The organism is Paenibacillus sp. JT22N1, assembly GCF_059692155.1.
Map to the genome: position 1 here is coordinate 1 of NZ_JCAUAW010000046.1, position 20399 is coordinate 20399.

At 46.3% G+C, this 20399-nt stretch carries 14 protein-coding genes; 11 read left to right on the forward strand and 3 right to left on the reverse strand.

Annotation, left to right across the window (positions count from 1 at the left end):
- Nucleotides 1–288: 288 nt before the first annotated feature.
- Genes clpP through AC58UU_RS38910 form a run of 3 tightly spaced genes read right to left on the reverse strand, consistent with a single transcriptional unit; the run spans nucleotide 289 to nucleotide 1794 of the window.
- Nucleotides 289–870 (reverse strand): ATP-dependent Clp endopeptidase proteolytic subunit ClpP, encoded by a 582-nt coding sequence (gene clpP, locus AC58UU_RS38900; RefSeq protein WP_047684586.1) that lies wholly within the window; start codon nucleotides 868–870, stop codon nucleotides 289–291.
- 32 nt (nucleotides 871–902) lie between these two features.
- A complete protein-coding gene (locus tag AC58UU_RS38905) occupies nucleotides 903–1196 on the reverse strand; it encodes a hypothetical protein (protein WP_497322845.1) in 294 nt (97 codons plus the stop codon).
- A gap of 13 nt (nucleotides 1197–1209) precedes the next feature.
- Nucleotides 1210–1794, reverse strand: a complete 585-nt coding sequence (locus AC58UU_RS38910; protein ID WP_497322846.1) for an ArsR/SmtB family transcription factor — start codon at nucleotides 1792–1794, stop codon at nucleotides 1210–1212.
- 306 nt (nucleotides 1795–2100) lie between these two features.
- Between AC58UU_RS38910 and AC58UU_RS38915 the strand changes: the two genes are divergently transcribed.
- From AC58UU_RS38915 to AC58UU_RS38965, 11 genes are all read left to right on the forward strand, one after another.
- Nucleotides 2101–2538 carry a PDDEXK family nuclease gene (locus tag AC58UU_RS38915; RefSeq protein WP_497322847.1) on the forward strand — a complete coding sequence of 146 codons (438 nt, stop codon included), beginning with the start codon at nucleotides 2101–2103 and terminating at the stop codon, nucleotides 2536–2538.
- A gap of 450 nt (nucleotides 2539–2988) precedes the next feature.
- Complete coding sequence (locus tag AC58UU_RS38920) at nucleotides 2989–4539, forward strand: GH35 family beta-galactosidase (protein ID WP_497322848.1); 1551 nt, start codon at nucleotides 2989–2991, stop codon at nucleotides 4537–4539.
- A gap of 72 nt (nucleotides 4540–4611) precedes the next feature.
- Entirely contained in the window at nucleotides 4612–6360 is a 1749-nt protein-coding gene (locus AC58UU_RS38925) for a sensor histidine kinase (RefSeq protein ID WP_497322849.1), read from the forward strand.
- Nucleotides 6361–6366: 6 nt separating this feature from the next.
- A complete protein-coding gene (locus AC58UU_RS38930; RefSeq protein ID WP_497322850.1) occupies nucleotides 6367–7998 on the forward strand; it encodes a response regulator in 1632 nt (543 codons plus the stop codon).
- Between the two features lie 118 nt (nucleotides 7999–8116).
- Nucleotides 8117–9640, forward strand: coding sequence for an ABC transporter substrate-binding protein (locus AC58UU_RS38935; protein WP_497322852.1), 1524 nt, complete (start codon nucleotides 8117–8119; stop codon nucleotides 9638–9640).
- Nucleotides 9641–9836: 196 nt separating this feature from the next.
- Nucleotides 9837–10772: an ABC transporter permease gene (locus AC58UU_RS38940; RefSeq protein WP_497322854.1), complete on the forward strand. Its 936-nt coding sequence runs from the start codon at nucleotides 9837–9839 to the stop codon at nucleotides 10770–10772.
- Nucleotides 10773–10784: 12 nt separating this feature from the next.
- On the forward strand, nucleotides 10785–11675 hold the full coding sequence (locus AC58UU_RS38945) for a carbohydrate ABC transporter permease (protein WP_497322855.1): 891 nt from the start codon (nucleotides 10785–10787) through the stop codon (nucleotides 11673–11675).
- Between the two features lie 79 nt (nucleotides 11676–11754).
- Nucleotides 11755–14229, forward strand: a complete 2475-nt coding sequence (bglX, locus tag AC58UU_RS38950) for a beta-glucosidase BglX (RefSeq protein WP_497322857.1) — start codon at nucleotides 11755–11757, stop codon at nucleotides 14227–14229.
- A 26-nt stretch (nucleotides 14230–14255) separates the two neighbouring features.
- The gene (locus tag AC58UU_RS38955) at nucleotides 14256–16547 is read left to right on the forward strand and encodes a beta-glucosidase family protein (RefSeq protein WP_497322858.1); all 2292 of its coding nucleotides are present in this window, start codon (nucleotides 14256–14258) and stop codon (nucleotides 16545–16547) included.
- A gap of 155 nt (nucleotides 16548–16702) precedes the next feature.
- Nucleotides 16703–18232: a glycoside hydrolase family 43 protein gene (locus AC58UU_RS38960; protein WP_497322860.1), complete on the forward strand. Its 1530-nt coding sequence runs from the start codon at nucleotides 16703–16705 to the stop codon at nucleotides 18230–18232.
- Nucleotides 18233–18314: 82 nt separating this feature from the next.
- Nucleotides 18315–20399: DUF1533 domain-containing protein (locus AC58UU_RS38965; protein WP_497322861.1), on the forward strand; the 2085-nt coding region annotated here is incomplete at its 3' end.

Consider the following 20399-nt stretch of genomic DNA (forward strand, 5'->3'; position numbering starts at 1 on the left):
CGTTAGGGTACGAGACACCCCATCGATTTGAGCAGCTCTACTATGAAAACTTAGCTTCTTAATGCAACGGTTGTTCCATAAAAGTGTGTCTATTTTATTGACAGAAGTACAAAATGATGTCAATCATGCCTGAAACTGCAAAATAGCGCATCTACGTTCCTCTAATGCTGGGATTTGCCTGATTTTAACTAAATTAGCGCATCTACGTTCCTTCAAAGGGCTCATTTATTATTGAAAAAACCCTAGCCAATGGCTAGGGTTTTTCATCTTGATTTATAGGATGAACGTTTAGATTTTCTCAATTACCTTATCAATCAATCCATACGTTTTAGCATCTTCAGCGGTTAGGAAGTAATCACGGTCTGTGTCTAATTCAATCTTCTCGATCGGCTGCTTAGTTGTTTCGGCTAGAATTCGATTGAGTGTTCGCCGTGTTTTGAGGATGTGCTGGGCACGAATATGAATATCGCTGGCTTGGCCTTGGGCGCCTCCCCATGGTTGGTGAATCATGACCTCAGCATTAGGGAGAGCGAACCTTTTGCCAGGTGCACCGGCTGTTAAGAGAATGGCACCCATGGATGCGGCCATACCTACGCAGATGGTGGAAACATCAGGCTTAATGAAATGCATCGTATCGAAAATCGCGAGTCCAGCAGAAGTGGAGCCGCCGGGTGAGTTGATGTAGAGAGAAATATCTTTCTCCGGATCTTCAGCGGAAAGGAATAACAACTGGGCAACAATTGCATTTGCCACTTGATCGTTGACCTCCGTGCCAAGGAACACAATGCGATCTTTGAGCAATCTGGAATAAATATCGTAAGAGCGCTCGCCGCGCGAAGATTGTTCTACTACCATAGGTATGAAACTCATAGGAATCATCCTTTCATTTTTAAGTATTATATTTAAGAAGCTTTGCTTTGGACGGTATGACTGTGGACAGTGCGTTTTTGACCAAAACCAGAGGATACTATGATTAAACGGATCGGTTCTTCGCCATGGGTAGTTTGAAATTCACGAACGGTGAAGGTAGCTTCTGATTCATTAGGCGAGGTGCCTTGACGACGATAAGAGTCGATCGAGATCACGTTGCTTCCTGAGGTTTCAGGAGAACGATCAACGGCTTTCTCCCAAGCAATAACAGGCGTTGCAGGTACTGCGTCATTCTGCGGTTTACTTGTTTGTTGTTCATGATTCATGGCGTTTGCCTCCTCATTCTTTCGGTTTGGGATATACGGTTAACAAGACTTGATAGGCATCATTTCCGTCTTTGCAGCCCGAGTATCGATCCACCAATTGCTGCACCATGGCAGCGTACTCCTCAACGAATGTTTGCCTTTGCTGTTCATCAGACAGATGGACCTGCAGCTGAAGCGTAGCACTAGGAATTACTTCGCCCACTTCGGATTGCTCCATAAGCAGCATCGCATCTCTACGAATCCGCTCGGATGTGGTCACAAGGTGAGCCAAAGAGCTCTGGTCCTTCAATCTCTGCAAGGTTTCAGGCTTCATACTTAACGATTCGGCCAGCACGAATGTTTTGGCTATCGCTCTGTATAAGACTTCGACCAGATTGCGCACTTGACGAGTGCCTACGCGTTGAACCAAGCCTGCTTTTTCCAAAGCTTTGAGGTGATAGTTAATGCGTTGGGCCGTTTCCCCGAGTGTTCGAGCCACTTCAGCAGCTGAACCAGGTTCCAGCAGCTGAGCAATGATCTCCCCGCGAATAGGGTTCAACAAGACGGTAGCTTGCTCTGGAGACTCGATGTAATAACTGTCTTGAATATCTTTTAGCATGGAGTGGATAGCCTCCAATACAAAGTATGTGTTACGTAAAAATATTTTATTACGTGGGAGATGAAATGTCAATGGGCGGGTTGTAATTGCAACGAAAATGTTGGATGACAAATTGGTTTTGAAATTGACAATAAAGTTTTGAAATGACAAACAAAGTTTTGAAATGACAAATATAGTTCTGAAGTATAGAAAATAGCCTGTTTGTCGAGATTGTATAACACCAAGATCTTTAGGACATTTGTCCTTAGTCAGCAGTTGCGTTCACTCTATTGCGTGAACGCTTATTTTACTTTAGGGGAATGAATGATGAGTAGAGGTAGTGCTATACACAAAACGCAAATGAATAGACTTAAGGACGGTAGAGGTCAAGGATATGGAAAGGATTATGATCCTTTCATTCAAGCAAGTGACAACAAGGCGCCTTCTCTAGGATATCTTATCAGAGAATTAGGATGGAAGACTGGTAGAATCCACCATACTCTTTCTAAAGAAGAATGTCGCTATCTAATGGTATTAACCTGGTCAGATAAAGTCATAGATTTAAGAGAACAATACCCACTTAAGCCGATTGAACGGAGTATTGAATTTGCGGAGCAATTGAATATTAAGCATTCAAATCAAGATAATGAACCTATTCTTACAACGACCGATTTTATGATCACAATTGAGACAGAGAAAGGATTTGAAGATGTTGTTTTGTTAGAACGTCCTGGTAGAGCATTTATTATAACACCCGGCGATTAGTCTCTAAACTTTAATTTTCTTAGCATAAAAAACCTTCCGAATGGAAGATTTAAATTAATGTTTCAATAATTATGATTAAACCTGTATGTCCGATTCACTATATCCTAATCTTATTTAGAAAGATAATTAAATCAGAATGCGAGTGGGGTCTCCTTTTGCTTTTTTGCCACCACAACAGACATATATTTGAACAGTCTTGTTTCAGCCGTAACAGCTACTATACTCATCATGCCTGCAAGTAGCCTTGCTTGGTTTACAATACCCAAGACAATCACTCCTTCTTAGATTTTCTGAATCAACAAATATATACATTATTTAGATGAGACATATCTTTGAAGTGGAAGTCGGTAAAATGCAATAGATAAGTCGCCTTAGTAGTAGTCGGGACTATCATGAGACGGTAAACTTATGATAGTTTATCTGCATTAATTACGAAAGAGGTGCCTTATATTGAAACCGCTACCCTATTTAGCAAAAGAAAACGGACTTTTTAGCCTTATTGTAGATGGCAATCCTTACATTGCTCTTGCCGGAGAGATTCACAACTCCAGTTCTTCAAGCCTTGAATACATGAAGGAAAAGGTATGGCAGAATTTACGCGGTCTTCATCTGAACACCCTCATTGTGCCTGTTTTTTGGGAGATGCTGGAGCCTCGCCAGGGCAGCTTTGATTTTACTTTGGTGGATGGCATCATCGAGCAAGCACGCGAGGAGAATATACGTCTCGTACTGCTTTGGTTCGGATTGTGGAAGAATGGCAGATCTACGTATGTACCGGGTTGGGTGAAGAGAGATGATATGACCTATTTCAGAGCCTGCTATCCGGGGCCTTCAGCAACGGATACAATTTCACCCCTGTGTGATGCAGCCGTTCAAGCTGATGCCAAAGCTTTCAGCCGGTTAATGAGCCACTTGAAAGAAGTGGATGGCCAGCAACATACAGTTATTATGGTGCAGGTGGAGAATGAGATTGGATTTCTAGGCAGCGACAGAGATTATTCCGCTTATGCCAATGAACAATTCGCTCAATCGGTTCCGCAAGACGTGAGTGAGGCTTTTGACCGTGACGGTACTTGGAGCGAGGTATTTGGGGAAGACGCCGCGGAATATTTCATGGCCTATTATTATGCTCGGGCAGTGGAGGAGATTGCACAGGCGGGGACGAAAGAGTATGCTTTGCCTATGTTCGTAAACGCATGGCTGGAGCAATTCCCTGAGCGAGCGGGTTCTTATCCGAGCGGCGGTCCGATAGCGAAAGTGATGAAGATATGGAAAGCAGCGGCACCTACGATAGCCCTCTACGCACCTGATATTTATTTGGCTGACTTTGCCAAAGTTTGTGAGGAGTATACGGCGGGAGGCGATAATCCGCTGTTCATTCCTGAAGCGAGGCGCGATATGGTATCCGCCACGAATGTCTTTTATGCGATTGGCAAGCATGATGCGCTTTGTTTTGCGCCCTTTGGTATCGAAGATTTTCTAGCTCCCGCAGACGGCAGCGATACAGGGATTGATTTCGGAATCATGATGGCGTTGAACATAGACGTATCCGCTTTCCATTTGAACGGGACTGGGCCTTATTTGGCCCAAAGTTATGAATTACTCAGCAATATGCTGGGAATTATAAATCAATACCGCGGCACGGGGCAAATGACGGGATTTCTGCAGCATCACAACAGCGGTTGCATACTTCCGTTCTCGAAATATGACTTAAAGCTGACGTATAAACGTCAGGAACAGGGGAAACCCATAGCCGGAGGGCTGGTTATCGAAGTTTCCGAAGATGAGTTTATACTGGTGGGTATCGGATTTTCAGCGGAATTTCTCCCAAAACGCGGGGAAGCAAAAAAAGTCGGTTTTGTGAAAATTGAAGAGGGATCCTTTGTGAAAGACCGGTGGAAAATGAAGCGGGCACTTAATGGGGATGAGGCGGCATACGGGATTTCAATAGGAAGGAATCCTTCGGCGCTTTGTGTGGAAATGTATAAATACAATGCTTGATTAATATAAGCAAAAGCAAGGACTGTCGAGCAGAAGCTGGCGGTCCTTTTGGACATGTAGGAGGGCTGGTTCATGCTTGGATTCATATCGCATATTTCATGGAATTCAATTCGATTTAAACTGGTAGTTGGACTTTTGTGCATCACAGTGCCGCTGATTACTCTACTGATTTATACGAACTATTACAGTATTCATGTCGTTCATAATCAAGTGGCCGTGTCTAACAAAAATATGATGTCGCTTTACATGAAGCAAATCGATAATCAACTGGATGATGCGGGCAAGCACGTGGTCAGCCTTGCCGCTACGGATCTGGATATTCAAACGTTCGGAGCTCCGGAATCGGATAATGCCTATCAATTAGCCAAAACGAGCCTTAACAATAAACTATCCACCGATATACTGTCCAAGTCCGTCGATTCATTTTTTGTTTACTCTATTCCCAAAGATGATTTGTTAGATGTGTTCCGCAGCCCTACTTTCTATGGAGAAAGGACGTTAATCAGAGACTACCTACATTCTTATTTGAGCAGCAATCCGGATTATGACAGCATCCATGGCAACAGATGGTTCGCACAGAAGATTGGACAAAGCTTTTACTTTTTCCGTATCCTTCAAATTGGGGATATCTATATAGGAACTTGGGTCAATGCCGGAAGGCTGCTGACTCCACTTAATTTTATTAATCTTGGTAAAACAGGGGCGGCATTATTCGTATCGGATAAAGGGGATCCCATGAGCAGCACAAATATTTTACCATATGGGAAGATTGATCTTCATCAGGGGCTTCAACAGTATTATATGACAGGCGATAAAAATGATATCCTTGTAGTCGGCGAGTCTTCACGCATGGGTGATTTCAGCCTGATGGCTGTCATTCCTGACGATCAGATATTACAGCATTTGCCTTATCTTACCCGTATCATTACAGCCATATCGCTCGGCTCCATTGCATTGCTTCCACTTAGCTTATGGTTTCTGCGGAAGACGGTTCTCGTTCCGATAAAACGGATATTGGCGACAATGCGCAGGATCGGTGACGGACATGTAAGTGTAAGAATCGAACCGTTTTCAACGTCAGACGAATTTCGGATAGTAAACGATACGTTTAATAAAATGATGTCGCAAATTGAAGATCTGAAAATTAACGTATACGAAGAACAGCTTAGTAAGCAAAAAGCCGAACTCCAGCATTTGCAGCTACAAATCAATCCGCATTTTTTTATGAACTCGCTGAATATTTTATTTAACTTAGCCCGGATGAAAAACTTTGATTTGATTCAGGAAATGACGCTTTGTTTAATGCAATATTTCCGTTATATGTTTCGCAGTAACTTAAGCTTTGTCACCTTAAGAGATGAAATCAAGCATATTCAAAATTATTTGCGTATTCAAAAGCTTCGTTTTCCGCGGACGTTAACTTGCACCATATCAGCTCCTGATTTCTTATCGGAGACCCAGATTCCACCGCTTGTGATTCAGACCTTTGTAGAAAATGTTATCAAACATGCCATTACGATGGATGATCCGATGGAGTTGACCCTTGATATCGATTTAGATGAAACAGCACTTGAGCCCAAACTGAAGGTAGTCATTCGTGACACGGGAAAAGGCTTTTCTGAAGAGGTGCTTGATGAAATCCATAAAGGAAATAGAATCATTGATGAGCATGGAGATCACATCGGAATTTGGAATGTATCACAACGCTTGAAGTTACTGTATGGGGATAAGGCTCGGATCGTTTGTTATAACGGGTTTCCACAAGGGGCCGTTGTTGAAATGACGCTTCCACTTGAACCGCCAGAACAAAAAAGGGGATGATCGACCGTGTTTTCTGTACTTATCGTGGATGATGAACAAATAGCCGTAGAAAGCATACAATTCGGTTTGAATTGGAGTGAATTTGGCGTTTCCTCCGTTCATACCGCCTATAGCGTGCGTCAAGCGAAAGAAATATTTGAAAACCATCGGATTGATATTCTGCTCTGCGACATCGAGATGCCTCAAGCTTCGGGACTCGATCTGCTGGCGTGGGTGCGGGAGCGTTTTCCCAAGACGGAAACGATTTTCTTGACTTCCCATGCGGATTTCTCTTACGCGAAGCAGGCTATACAACTAGGCAGTCTTGATTATATGCTCAAACCGATCCTGTTTGAGGAGCTGGGAGTAGTGATGGGCAAGGCCACTGAGAAGATCAGTAAGGAGAGCGAGTTGAGCGAATACAGCCAGTATGGAAAATATTGGTTTCAACATCAACCGCTGTTGATCGAGCGGTTTTGGTTGGACATTATAAACCAGACAATTCCATCAAACCCCGAAGCTGTGATGAAAGCCGCTGAAGAACGGAATATTCCATATGCCGACGAAATGTCCTTTTACCCGATTCTAATCCGTGTTCAACGTTGGCACAAGAGTGTCAGTCTGCGTGACAAGAAGATTCTGGAGTACGCGTTAAAAAACTCAGCAGAAGAATTAATCATCAAAGAACGGCAGAATGGGATGTTGATTGCGATGGGGGCTGACACGCTTCTGGCTATTTTGACTGTCGAGGCAGGCACACAAGAGGATCTGAAGCAATCTTGTCAGAAATACATCGCATCTTGCCATCAATATTTCTTTTGCGATTTATCTTGTTACATGGGGGATGAGGTCGTCGGTCATGAAATGACGGCCATGGTTTTCAAGTTGATGGAGTTGGATAAAGACAATGTCGCCTATGACAATCGTGTATTCTTGTTAAAAGAAGCGCAAATCGCCGAACGGAGCGGCAAGCTGCCGGATATGAGTCTGTGGGCTGTCTTGCTGAAGGAGGGAGCCAAAGAAAAAGTGTTGGCGGAAGCAGCGCTTTTTTTCGAGCAGTTCAACGTCAAGGAACGGTTAAATGCACAGCTGTTGCATCAATTTTATCAGAATTTCCAACAAATGCTTCATTACTTGCTGCAAACAAAAGGGATACAGGCGCACCAATTACTGAGTGAACAAGAAACCATAGAGTTGTCGTCTAGTGCGACCCGATCTGTGACCGATCTTCTACGCTGGATCAGGCATGTTGTCACTAAAGCAATGGATTACATGGTGATTGTGGAGCAATCCCAGAGTGTGGTGGGAAAAGTAATCGCCTATATCAAACAGCACATCTCCGAGGATATAACACGTGATGACATCGCTGCCTATGTGTATTTAAACCCGGATTATTTAGCGCGTATTTTCAAAAAAGAAACGGGACTGATCATCTCTGATTATTTGAATCAGGAACGTGTGAAAATTGCCCAGGAGCTGTTGGCCAATACCGACATGCCGGTAGCTGCGGTCGCTTCACAAATCGGTTATTCTAACTTTTCTTATTTCTCCAGGGTTTTCAAAAAGGTCACGGACTTGAATCCGATCGAATACCGATTGAAATATCATACCGGGCGGAATGGCTCAAAAAGTCGGCTAAGTGAAAATGAAAAGTCGTGACTGAAGCAGATACCTTTCGTAGTGGATTGTAAAATAAAGATACATTCGTCAGGAACTGCAAAAAGGTTGAAGAAACCGGTTCCAATTTGGCGAATAGAAGATGAAACGGGGGATAACCATGAACAAAAAAACAATGGCAGTAAGCTCAGTTGTACTCTCTTCCATGCTCTTCCTCTCCGCATGCGGCAGTAGTGGCAACCAAGCCAGCACTACGACACCGGGCTCATCTACCTCGGCGAATACACCTTCATCCAATGAGAAATCGGTAGAGTTAAATGTAGCTTTTCCGATCTTCGGAGCCGTGCCGAAAGATATTCTGGCAGTACAGGAGGCTATTAATCAGATTTCCCTGAAGAAAATCAATGCAACGGTCAAATTAACGCCGATTAGCATCGGCGACTGGCAGCAGCAGAATAACTTGATGCTGACCAGCAATGAGAAGCTGGATTTGATGGCTGTTTTCGGCAATAATTACAGCAATCTCGTTGCTAAGAATCAGGTTCTGCCCTTGTCTAAGCTATTGGATCAGCAGGGAGCAGGCATCAAAAAGTCACTTGATCCCGCCTACTTGAATGCCGCCAAGATCAAAGGCGATATTTATGGAGTGCCCACGATTCGCGATCTTGCTGTCAATTATGGGATTTTAATGAAAAAAGAAATTGTCGACAAGTATAAAATTGATACGACGAAAATCAAAACGCTAGACGATGTGGAAGGTGTACTGAAGACAGTTAAAGATGGCAATCCGAACTTTACACCGCTCGTGCCGGCCGCTGTCGGCCAGTCGTTCATGGATGAGTATGTAACCTTTGACAGCATGGGCGATTTTATCGGAATTCTGCCAAATTATGATAACGATTTGAAAATTGTTAACTTGTATGAATCGAAGGAATATGCGGACTACGTGAAAAAGATGAGAAGCTGGTACAACGACGGATACATTCTTAAAGATGCAGCCACGAATAAAGACTCGCAATTCGATTTGATGAAAGCAAATAAAGGCTTTGCGTATATGTCCAATCAGAAGCCTGGCTTCGAAGTTAACGAATCGAAGTCCGTCGGTCAGCCAATGGTCGCAGCTTCCTTGATTTCTCCAGTTGCGACTACAGGCACTGTAACCTCAGTTATGTGGGGAATTCCACGCAACACCAAGACGCCTGATAAAGCGATGGCGTTCCTGAATTTAATGTACTCGGACAAAGAAATCATCAACTTGTTTGATTGGGGTATTGAAGGTAAACACTACGTGAAAAAGTCGGACAATGTCATCGATTATCCGGAAGGCGTTAACGCCTCTAACAGCGGATACAACCTGAATATGGGATGGTTGTTTGGCAATCAATTCTTGTCCTATGTATTTAACGGGGATGACCCTAATCTTTGGAAAAATTTAGATAAATTTAACAAGTCAGCCAAAAAATCGAAGGCTCTTGGTTTTATTTTCGATGTGACACCAATCAAAACCGAATATGCGGCTGTTACGAACGTTGTGAAGCAATATAAACTGCCGCTTGAAACAGGATCCGTGGATCCGGATAAAGTACTCCCTGATTTCATAGCCAAGCTAAAATCAGCCGGGATGGATAAAATTATCGCTGAGAAGCAAAAACAGCTCGATGAATGGGCGAAAACCAATAAATAAACCTGCGTTTTCATTATGGTTCTACTTGCCCGATCAACGTCATGTTGATTGGGCTTTTCTTTTTAAGTGGCAGCCTGATAGTCGCCTGAGTGAAAGTGAAAAGTCGGTTTAAAGGTAGTTGGGGAAATCCAATTTCACTATCATTAAGAGTATAAAGGACACCAAAAATAGCTATTGAATGAAGGGGGAATACGCCATGGCAGCTATCCGAATGCCAAATAAGAAAGTAAAAAGAATACTGAAATTTAGCCCGCTCTACGTCATGATGATTCCGGGAATCGTGTACATTCTGATCAATAATTATTTGCCGATGTTCGGTCTCAGCATCGCTTTTAAAGACATTGACTATGCCAAAGGGATCTGGGGCAGTGATTGGATCGGACTGAAAAATTTCGAATATTTATTCAAAACACAGGATGCATTCATTATTACTCGCAACACGATATTATATAACACCGCTTTTATTATTCTCGGTCTGATCGTTTCGGTTGGACTTGCGATTCTACTAAACGAGATCAAGAGTAAATTTGCTTCACGTTTTTATCAGAGTGTCGTTATATTACCGTTTTTGATTTCGATGGTGCTTGTTAGTTATCTGGTCTATTCCATGCTCAGTATGGAGAATGGTTTCATTAATAAAACGATTTTGCCTGCAATCGGCTTGGATCCGATTTCTTGGTACAGCGAACCGAAATATTGGCCGTTCATTTTGACTTTCGTCAACATTTGGAAAGGGGCAGGTTACTCTTGCATCGTCTATCTGGCGGCGATTATCGGCATTGACCAAGAATATTATGAAGCAGCAACCTTGGACGGTGCATCGAAGTTTCAGCAAATCCGTACGATTACGATTCCGCTGATTACTCCCGTTATCATCATGCTAACGATGCTTGCGATCGGCCGCATCTTTTATTCTGACTTTGGCTTGTTCTACCAAGTGCCTATGGACTCGGGTGCGATCTATGATACAACGAATGTTGTTGACACTTATGTGTATCGAGGCTTGATGCAGCTCGGCGATATCGGTATGGCATCGGCAGCGGGCTTCTATCAATCGATCGTCGGCTTCGTGCTTGTCATCGTATCCAACTTTATCGTTCGTAAAATAAACAAAGAGAACGCACTTTTTTAAGGGGGAAACATCGTGAACAAAGAAAATCGCGCCTGGCAGTCGGCGGCCCATATCATTCTAATCTTGTTTTCCCTGGCTTGCCTGCTTCCGTTCGTTCTGCTGACCGTCTCATCCTTTACCGATGAAAATGTGATTGTCCAATACGGCTATTCTTTTTTTCCAAAAGAACTGAGCCTTGAAGCTTATGTGTATTTGTGGCAGCAGTCCTCCCAACTTTTGCACGCTTATGCCATCACCATTCTGGTGACGGTGCTAGGAACAGCATCCAGTCTGCTGATAACATCGCTGCTTGCTTATCCACTGTCGCGTCGTGATCTCCCTGGGGGTGTATTCTTTGCCTTCCTGCTCTTCTTCACGCTGCTGTTCAACGGAGGATTGGTTCCGACGTACTTGATCTATACACAAATTTTCCATATAAAAAATACAATCTGGGCGCTGCTCATCCCAGGACTATTGATGAACGGCTTCAACGTGCTGCTGATGCGAACGTTCTTTATGACGACCGTGCCTGTGCCTGTGCTGGAGTCAGCGAGCATTGACGGCGCAGGGGAGTTCAAGATGTACTACAAAATCGTTCTTCCGTTATCGCTGCCGATTATGGCGACCGTAGGGCTCTTCCAGGGTCTTGCTTATTGGAACGACTGGTACAACGGCTTGATATATGTGACGGATCCCAGCTTGTTCAGCTTGCAGAATGTGCTTAACCGCATCATGAGCAATATTCAGTTTCTGGCCAGCAACAGTTCGTTGAGCTCCCGGTCCAGTGAAGCGGTTGCACAGATTCCGGGCGAAACGTTCCGGATGGCGATTGCGGTGGTCGGTGTCATTCCGATTCTGATTGCCTATCCGTTCTTCCAAAAATATTTTGTCAAAGGCATGACGGTTGGAGCAGTGAAGGGTTAATTCCATTAAAAACGAAAGAGAGCTGAGAGAATACATGATAGGTAATTGGCATTCCATACACCAGACTCCACAAACAAGGATGAAATTGCAGTTTATCATTGAGAACAAAGAAACGTATACGTTGACGATTGTGATGGAACCTTTTCCAATGTCTATTGTGATAAAGACAGTCACTTTTGAAGGAAATAGCTTGACCGCGAAGGGGTATTCAGCAATGGTACCGACGGAAGAGGTAACGGTTGAGTTGAATTTTAACGGTGATATCTTTAGCGGCGAGATCAAGCTTCCTTTTATGGGAAGTATACCGCTGCAAGGAGTTAAAGGCCGTGGTCCTTCCCTCTCGGAAACGCTGATTGAAGAAGTGGTGCCTTACCGGAAAACCGGAGTCACCGAGCGATCGGATGAGGAAATCCGCAAGGCTGTCGACGAGCTGCTTGGACAAATGACTGTTCTGGACAAAGTCGGCCAAATGAGCCAATGTATGGCGTCGAATTTCTCCTTTGGCGGCGACGTTGCCTCCGATCCACCGGAGAAGCTGGTTGCGGAAGGCAGAGCGGGGTCAATACTTGGCGCTTTTGACAGCCGCCGTGTATTCGAATTGCAGAAAATAGCCGTTGAGCAGTCGCCGCACGGCATTCCACTGTTGTTCAACGCCGATATTATTCACGGACATCAAACCGTATTCCCGGTACCACTAGCGTGGTCATGCAGTTGGGACATGGAAGCAATCAGGAGAGCCTGCGCGATTGCGGCCAAGGAAGCAAGTGCTTCAGGTATCACATACAATCACGGCCCGATGGTCGATATTACACGTGATGCCCGTTGGGGCCGGGTCGTAGAAGGCGCAGGCGAGGATCCTTACCTCGGCGCGCTCATTGCTCGGGCGCAGGTTGAGGGGTTCCAGGGAGACAGCTTGTTTGATCAAGAGACGATCATCGCCTGTTTGAAGCATTTCATCGCCTACGGGGCCGCGGAAGCGGGACGGGATTACAACAGCGTAGATATTTCTGAAGGTACGCTGCGTAACGTGTACCTGCCGCCGTTCCAGGAAGGAATAGCTGCGGGAGCGGGTTCGGTCATGAATTCCTTTAATATTTATCAGGGGATACCTGTGGCAGCCAGTAAGTTTTTATTGAATGAGTTATTGCGTGAAGAGCTTGGCTTTGATGGTATTCTTATTTCCGATTATGGGGCGATCGATGAGATTGTTATTCATGGAAATGCCAAGGACAGCAAGGAAGCAGCACGGAAGGCGCTTGAAGCGACGATGGATATCGAGATGGTGACTCGCGCTTACGATCATCTGCCTCAATTACTGGAGGAAGGCTCAATCACGGAGAAACTGTTGGATGATGCCGTTCGGCGCATTCTTATTTATAAATACAAATGCGGACTTATGGATGATCCATTCCGTTACATTAGACCAGAGATGGAAATAGTGTATCACTTTAGCGAAGCGCACCTTGAAGCTAGTAGAGAATTGGCCCGCAAATCAATTGTGTTGCTGAAAAATAACGATGTGCTGCCTTTAGCTGGCAAAGGGCGGACTGTAGCGCTGATCGGGCCGTTTGCTGACAGCAAGGATTTGCTGGGTCCATGGCAATTTTCGCGTTATGGACACGAAACAGTCACTTTAAGGCAGGGGCTTGAGGCTAAAGGATTGAAAGGCGGACAACTGCTCTATGCGCAAGGCTGCGGAGTAGAGGAAGAGATCGAAGACGGCATTTCTCGGGCGGTTGAGCAGGCGAATCAGGCCGACATGATTATTCTTGCGCTTGGAGAGACAAGCGATATGTCCGGTGAAGCGGCCTCACGCATGAGCATCGAGCTGCCGGAAGTGCAGCAGCGTCTTGCGTTAGCCTTAGCGGAGCTTGGAAAGCCCATCGTGCTGGTGCTGACGAACGGCAGGCCGCTTGTGTTAGATGGGATCGAACAGCTTGCGGATGCCATTCTGGAAACGTGGTTCCTTGGCTCGCAAGCCGGTCATGCCATCGCCGACGTGCTGTACGGAGATACCAATCCGTCGGGCAAACTGACAATGAGCTTTCCGGCAAACACGGGGCAGGTGCCTGTTTATTATAATCATTTCAGTACAGGCAGGCCCGTTACGGAAGCGAATAAGTATCAAAAATTCATTTCGAAATATTTGGATGGGCCGAACGAGCCTCTCTATCCATTTGGCTATGGGCTCAGTTATACAAGTTTTGCCTATTCGGATATTCGTTTAGATAAAACTACTCTGAAGGCAGGGGACTTGTTGACTGCATCGGTAACCGTTACCAATTCAGGTTCCATATTTGGCGAGGAAACCGTACAACTTTACATTCAAGATGTGCACGGAAGCGTTGTTCGGCCGGTGAAGGAGCTGAAAGGCTTCCATAAAGCGGCGCTTGCCGCAGGAGAAAACGAGGAAATCAGCTTTACGATCTCCGTCTCCGATCTCGCCTTCTGGACAGCAGATTTAAAGTATGAAGCGGAGCCGGGTGAGTTTAAGCTTTACATCGGAGCGAATTCAAGGGATGTGCGTGATGCCTCCTTCGAGCTGTTGGACTAATAACAATAATAGGGGTGTATACATCGATGGAACGTAATTTCAAACAGTTGATTAGTCAAATGACATTGGAGGAAAAGGCAGGACTCTGCTCCGGTCTTGATTTCTGGCATACGAAAGGAATTGAAAGACTCGGCATTCCGTCTATCATGATGACCGACGGCCCTCACGGGCTGCGGAAGCAGAGGGCTTCAGCCGACAATCTGGGCTTGTTCGATAGTGTACCGGCCACATGCTTTCCTTCCGCAGCGGGACTCGCGACTTCGTGGGACCGCGATCTGATTGAGCAGGTAGGCATCGCGCTGGGCGAGGAATGCCAAGCTGAGAACGTTGCTGTTTTGCTTGGACCCGGCGCCAACATCAAACGTTCGCCACTTTGCGGGAGGAACTTTGAATACTTCTCGGAGGATCCTTACTTGTCCTCCGAGATGGCCGCACACCATATCATGGGTGTGCAAAGTCAAGGCGTGGGTACGTCACTGAAGCATTTTGCTGCGAATAATCAGGAGCACCGCCGCATGTCGATTGATACGATTGTCGATGAGCGGACGCTCCGGGAAATTTACTTGGCAAGCTTTGAAGGTGCTGTCAAGCAGGCACAGCCATGGACAGTGATGTGCGCTTATAACCAAGTGAACGGCGGATTCTGTTCGGAGAACGAGTACTTGTTGACCGACATCTTGAAGGACGAATGGGGACATGAAGGCTTTGTGGTGTCCGACTGGGGCGCAGTCAACGACCGTTCTGTCGGTCTAGACGCCGGTCTAGAGCTAGAAATGCCGTCCAGCAACGGAGCCGGTGATCGCAAAATCGTTGAGGCTGTGCGCAGTGGCAAGCTGTCTGAACAAAAACTGGATGCAGCGGTCGAACGTCTGCTTACGGTCATTTTTAAGACGGTTGACAATCGGAAAGCGAACGCTGATTACGATGCGGAGGCACACCACCAATTGGCTCGGCATGTTGCTCGCGAGAGTATGGTGCTGTTGAAGAATGAAGATGGAATCTTGCCGCTGCCAAAATCCGGACGGATTGCTGTTATTGGTGCACTTGCGAAGCAGCCGCGTTATCAAGGCGGCGGCAGCTCACATGTGAAGCCTACCAAGTTGGAAGATATTAGTGAGGAGCTGGCGAAGTCCGCAGGGCTTGAAGCAGGGATTGTGTACGCACAAGGTTATGAACTGGATGGTGACGCAACGAATACGCAGCTGCTTCAGGAAGCAGTGAAAGCAGCGCAAGAAGCATCCGTTGCCGTTATTTTCGCCGGACTGCCAGAACGATACGAATCGGAAGGATTTGACCGAACGCACCTTGATATCCCAGCGAATCAGTCGGAACTGATTGACGCAGTCGCCGCTGTGCAGGGCAGAGTCGTTGTCGTGCTAAGTAACGGATCGGCTGTAGAGATGCCGTGGCTTGGCAGCGCTAAGGCAGTGCTTGAAGCGTACCTTGGCGGTCAGGCGTTAGGCGGCGCGATTGCAGACCTGCTGTTCGGCGACGCAAATCCTTGCGGAAAGCTCGCGGAAACGTTTCCAGTCCAGCTGAGTGACAATCCTTCCTACTTGTTTTTCCCAGGTGAAGGCGATCGTGTCGAGTATAAGGAAGGGCTGTTTGTTGGTTACCGTTATTACGATAAAAAGAAGCAGCGCGTGCAGTTCCCTTTTGGTCACGGGTTAAGCTACACATCCTTTGAGTATACAGATTTATGTCTGGATAAAACGCATCTATCTGACGCAGAGGAGCTTCATGTCTCGGTTACAGTCAGAAACATTGGTAGCCGTGCAGGAAAGGAAATCGTGCAGCTTTACGTACGAGACGTGGAGAGCAATGTGGTTAGACCAGATAAAGAACTCAAGGGCTTTGTGAAGGTATCTTTGGAACCAGGTGAAGTAAAAAGTGTATCGTTCACATTGAGCAAACGTTCTTTTGCCTACTATAACGTTCAATTGAAGGATTGGCATGTGGAGACAGGCAAGTTCGAAATCTTAATTGGCCAGTCATCTAGTGACATTGTGCTGAAAGAATCTGTTACGGTACAGTCGACGGTCGCTCTAAAGAAGACATACACGATTAATTCTACCGTTGGTGATTTAATGGATGACCCGGATGCCGCGCAAATTGCCATGGAGCTCGTGAAGCATTCCCCTTTTGCAGCAGCAGGTGGGGAGATGGATGGGGCATCGGATATGATGGCTGCCTTCCTCCGTTATTTACCTTTACGCGGTCTTGCTGCATTTAGTGGGGGAGCCGTTTCGGAGGAGCAGCTTGATAGAATCCTTTTTCGGATTAACGATAATCTAGAAGACATTTTATTAAAGAATTAATAGCCATTCTATACAGATGAGTGGACTCATTGGGGTCCACTCATTGTCTTTAGATATATAAAGAAAAAACTTATATATTCCAATGAGTTAGCGACTGCCACAGCGACAATATTTTATCGACTTGAGAGCGTAAAAAGGCTTAGGAGGAGAATATATTGAAATATCGGAATCCAGTCATTAGCGGCTTCCATCCTGATCCGAGCGTCTGTAGGGTGGGCAACGATTATTATTTAGTTACCAGTTCGTTCGAGTACTTTCCCGGCGTTCCCATCTTTCACAGTCGAGATTTAGTAAACTGGCGACAAATCGGACATTGTTTAACACGAGAGAGTCAACTTCCGCTCAAACAGTGCAAAAGCTCATCGGGCATATTCGCGCCCACGATTCGTTATCATAACGGACGTTTCTACATGATTACCACAAATGTTGCGGTAGGAAAGAACTTTATCGTATGGGCAGAACAACCCGAGGGACCATGGTCCGAGCATATATGGCTGGATTGGCCGGGAATCGATCCGTCACTTCTATTTGATGAAGATGGCAGGGTCTACATCACGGGAACTTCTGATTTCTTTAACTCTGAAGTATTGGGGATCTATCAATCAGAAATCGATGTGGAGACTGGTTGTATTCTAACGAAACGACAATTGGTATGGGAAGGAACCGGAGGACAGTTTCCCGAAGGTCCCCACCTCTATCGAATCGGTGATTGGTACTACCTAATTATTGCTGAGGGAGGTACCGAATATGGACATATGGTGACGATAGCCCGAAGTCACACGCCATACGGCCCCTTCGAAAGTAATCCGAATAACCCGATTCTGACTCATAGAAGCAGTGCTAGCCTGATACAAGGCACTGGGCATGCAGATCTTGTACAGGCTGAGGATGGCAGCTGGTGGATGGTATTCTTGGCAATACGACCTGCACCAATTCTATTTGCCGGGAAACATCACCATTTGGGACGAGAAACGTATCTGGCACCGGTACAGTGGTCTAATGAAGGGTGGCCTTTAATTGGCAACCGCGGTACAGTTGAGTTGGAGATGGATGCAGGTAACATTCTCCTGGAGGAGCAGGAGCCTTGGTGTAGTAAAGAAGACTTTAACAGCAGTAAATTGGACTTTGCCTGGAACTTCTTACGGAATCCTTATCCGGAAAATTTCTCTCTCACCGACAGGTTGGGATTTCTCACCCTTTATGGATCTGCGGTCACTCTTGATGATACCGATTCTCCTGCCTTCGTAGGAAGAAGACAGCAGCACTTTGATTGCAGTGTATCGACCCATTTGGAATTCAATCCTGCACAGGAGGGGGAAGAGGCAGGGTTAACCGTATTCATGAATGAACGGTTCCACTATGAGATCGCGTTAGGCTTCCGGAACGGTGTCCGTAAGGTTTTGGTAAGGCGAAGAATTGGGTCGTTATGGAGAATTGAGTATGAACAGGAGTACGATGCGAACAGCGTTATTCTCGGCATACGTGCTGATGCGAAGTGTTACAGTCTTACGTATCGACCACTGGAAGGTGAAGAGGTAGTAGCATCTATCGGGGAATGCGCGTTAATCTCGACGGAAACTGCCGGCGGGTTTACCGGCGTATATTTCGGACTTTATGCCACCGGAAATGGTAGGAATGCGACAACACCAGCTTATTTTGATTGGTTTGAATATGCCCCGACCTAATACTGTCCGCATTTTGATCTGGACCCTCTGTCAAGGACACTTGAAAAAAGCCTAGTATCTCTAGGCGAAACGCATCATACATGTGCTGGAGCTGTCGTCTCAGCCCGATGCAGAGCACACAGTTACCTTTAGCGTATATGCCTTGCAGGCGGGAACCTCGGATGATTTGAAGAGTAAGATTACCGTGAAAAAGACGAGCGGAGGCAGCTTCGCAGCGTTAGGGCAAGCCGATACGGTGGTGAACGCAACCTATACCCCTACATCGAGTACGCTTGAGATCCATTTTGAAGATACTGTAACTGGTTCGGAAAATGCAATTCGAATAGATGGCGGGGCGTTCGTAGATAGCTCAGGCGCTCTATACAGTCAATCGATCGAGATTGCCCCGCTCCGATTTGCCCCGCCCGTTCTCGTCCCCGACGCGACCGATAATTATACCGTTAACGACATCGAGATCGCGTTCGCGGACGATCCGCTGTGGCGCGGGGCGATCACGGCAGTATGGAACGGGGGATTCTCGTTAATTGAGGGGACGCAATACGTGGTCACGCCAGGTCTCCTTATGATCAAAGCCGGTGTGCTTGCCAAAGGCACTAATAACCTCCTGATCAAGGCAACGGGGTATTCGGATGCGACGGTGAATCAATCCGTCATCAAGTTCTACGAAGGACCGGAATCGGGAACGGGTACGGAAGCCGACCCGTATCTCATTGCGACTCCCAAACAATTGGATGGCGTTAGAATGAATATGGGGGACCTCACGCATTATCGGTTGAAAAATGATATCGATTTGAGCGGTTACCCGAACTGGGAGCCGATTGGCACCAATAACGACCCCTTTTACGGACACTTGGACGGAAATGGGAAAATCATCTCGGGACTAACGATCACTAATGCTGGCGGAAACTATGTAGGACTATTCGGGAGGACGTGGTCGACTAGCTCGATTAGGAACATGAAGCTGCGCAACGTGATTATTACCGGTGGATATTACGTCGGCGGAATGGTTGGCTACAATTCAGGCATCATAGAAAATTGCTCCGTTACGGGGATATTGAGCGGAGAATACTACGTCGGCGGATTAGTTGGCGGCAGCAGCGTGATGAAGATCAGCAACAGCTTTTCCTCGGCGGATGTGAGCGGATTGGACACTATCGGCGGCTTGGCTGGATCTCTGGATGGAACAATCAGCAATAGCTACGCCGCAGGAAACGTGAGTGGTAAAGATGCAGGGGGATTAGTTGGTACCAACTATGAACATGGCGTGATCCTTCACAGCTTCGCCACTGGGAATGTAACGGGAATTAATAGTTCGGAGATAGGCGGCTTGGTCGGCTTCAACTTCAAGGGAAAGATCAGCTATAGCTACGCCGTGGGGAAAACGAACGGAAGCGGGGATGTAGGAGGCTTAGTCGGTTTCAATAGCAATGGAGAGATTAGCAACAGCTACGCTTCAGCCGCAGTAAGCGGAAGTTATGGCGTAGGAAGCTTGATCGGGTTTAACGATAACAGCAGCGGCGGAGAGATTACCAACAATTACGCGTCAGGTGCCGTGACCAAAAGTGAGGCGTATAGCGTGGGTCTAGGCGGCTTAATCGGAGAAGACTACTTCGGAATCATCACGAATAGCTTCTACGACACGGTGACCACCGGGCAATCCGAATCTGCCGGAGGAGTAGGTAAATCAACCGATCTAATGAAGGATAGAGCTACCTACGAAGAAGACAGCGCTAATGCTTGGGATTTTTCGGGTTTCTGGGCAATAGATTCGTCGCTTAACGGCGGGTATCCTTACTTGCGAGACATTCAGGTATTTTTAACCTATGACGGGAATGGAAGTGCCATCGGGGCCGTTCCGGCCAGCGTCTCTTTCATGCCGGGCGTGGTAGCCGACATTTATTCGGGAACTGTGGATTTACGCAAAACCGGATATCTCTTCGATGGATGGAACACGCAGACTGACGGCGACGGTGATTCCTACTTGGCGGGGGATTCCTTCCGCATTACGTCCAATGAAATTTTGTGTGCGAAATGGAAGGCGGCCAGCGCGATAGCCACGCTGACTTCGACGATCGGGACCGTAAGTACGGGAGGAACGGCGAACGAAAGTATTAGGAGCGTTCCGAACGGAACGACGTTAGCCGCATTCAAGGCGGCAATCACTCCA

Excerpts from the sequence above, each read along its gene's own strand:
- clpP (WP_047684586.1), bottom strand. The coding sequence starts at position 870 with ATGAGTTTCATACCTATGGTAGTAGAACAATCTTCGCGCGGCGAGCGC.
- AC58UU_RS38905 (WP_497322845.1), bottom strand. The coding sequence starts at position 1,196 with ATGAATCATGAACAACAAACAAGTAAACCGCAGAATGACGCAGTACCT.
- AC58UU_RS38910 (WP_497322846.1), bottom strand. The coding sequence starts at position 1,794 with ATGCTAAAAGATATTCAAGACAGTTATTACATCGAGTCTCCAGAGCAA.
- AC58UU_RS38915 (WP_497322847.1), top strand. The coding sequence starts at position 2,101 with ATGAGTAGAGGTAGTGCTATACACAAAACGCAAATGAATAGACTTAAG.
- AC58UU_RS38925 (WP_497322849.1), top strand. The coding sequence starts at position 4,612 with ATGCTTGGATTCATATCGCATATTTCATGGAATTCAATTCGATTTAAA.
- AC58UU_RS38935 (WP_497322852.1), top strand. The coding sequence starts at position 8,117 with ATGAACAAAAAAACAATGGCAGTAAGCTCAGTTGTACTCTCTTCCATG.
- AC58UU_RS38940 (WP_497322854.1), top strand. The coding sequence starts at position 9,837 with ATGGCAGCTATCCGAATGCCAAATAAGAAAGTAAAAAGAATACTGAAA.
- bglX (WP_497322857.1), top strand. The coding sequence starts at position 11,755 with ATGAAATTGCAGTTTATCATTGAGAACAAAGAAACGTATACGTTGACG.
- AC58UU_RS38955 (WP_497322858.1), top strand. The coding sequence starts at position 14,256 with ATGGAACGTAATTTCAAACAGTTGATTAGTCAAATGACATTGGAGGAA.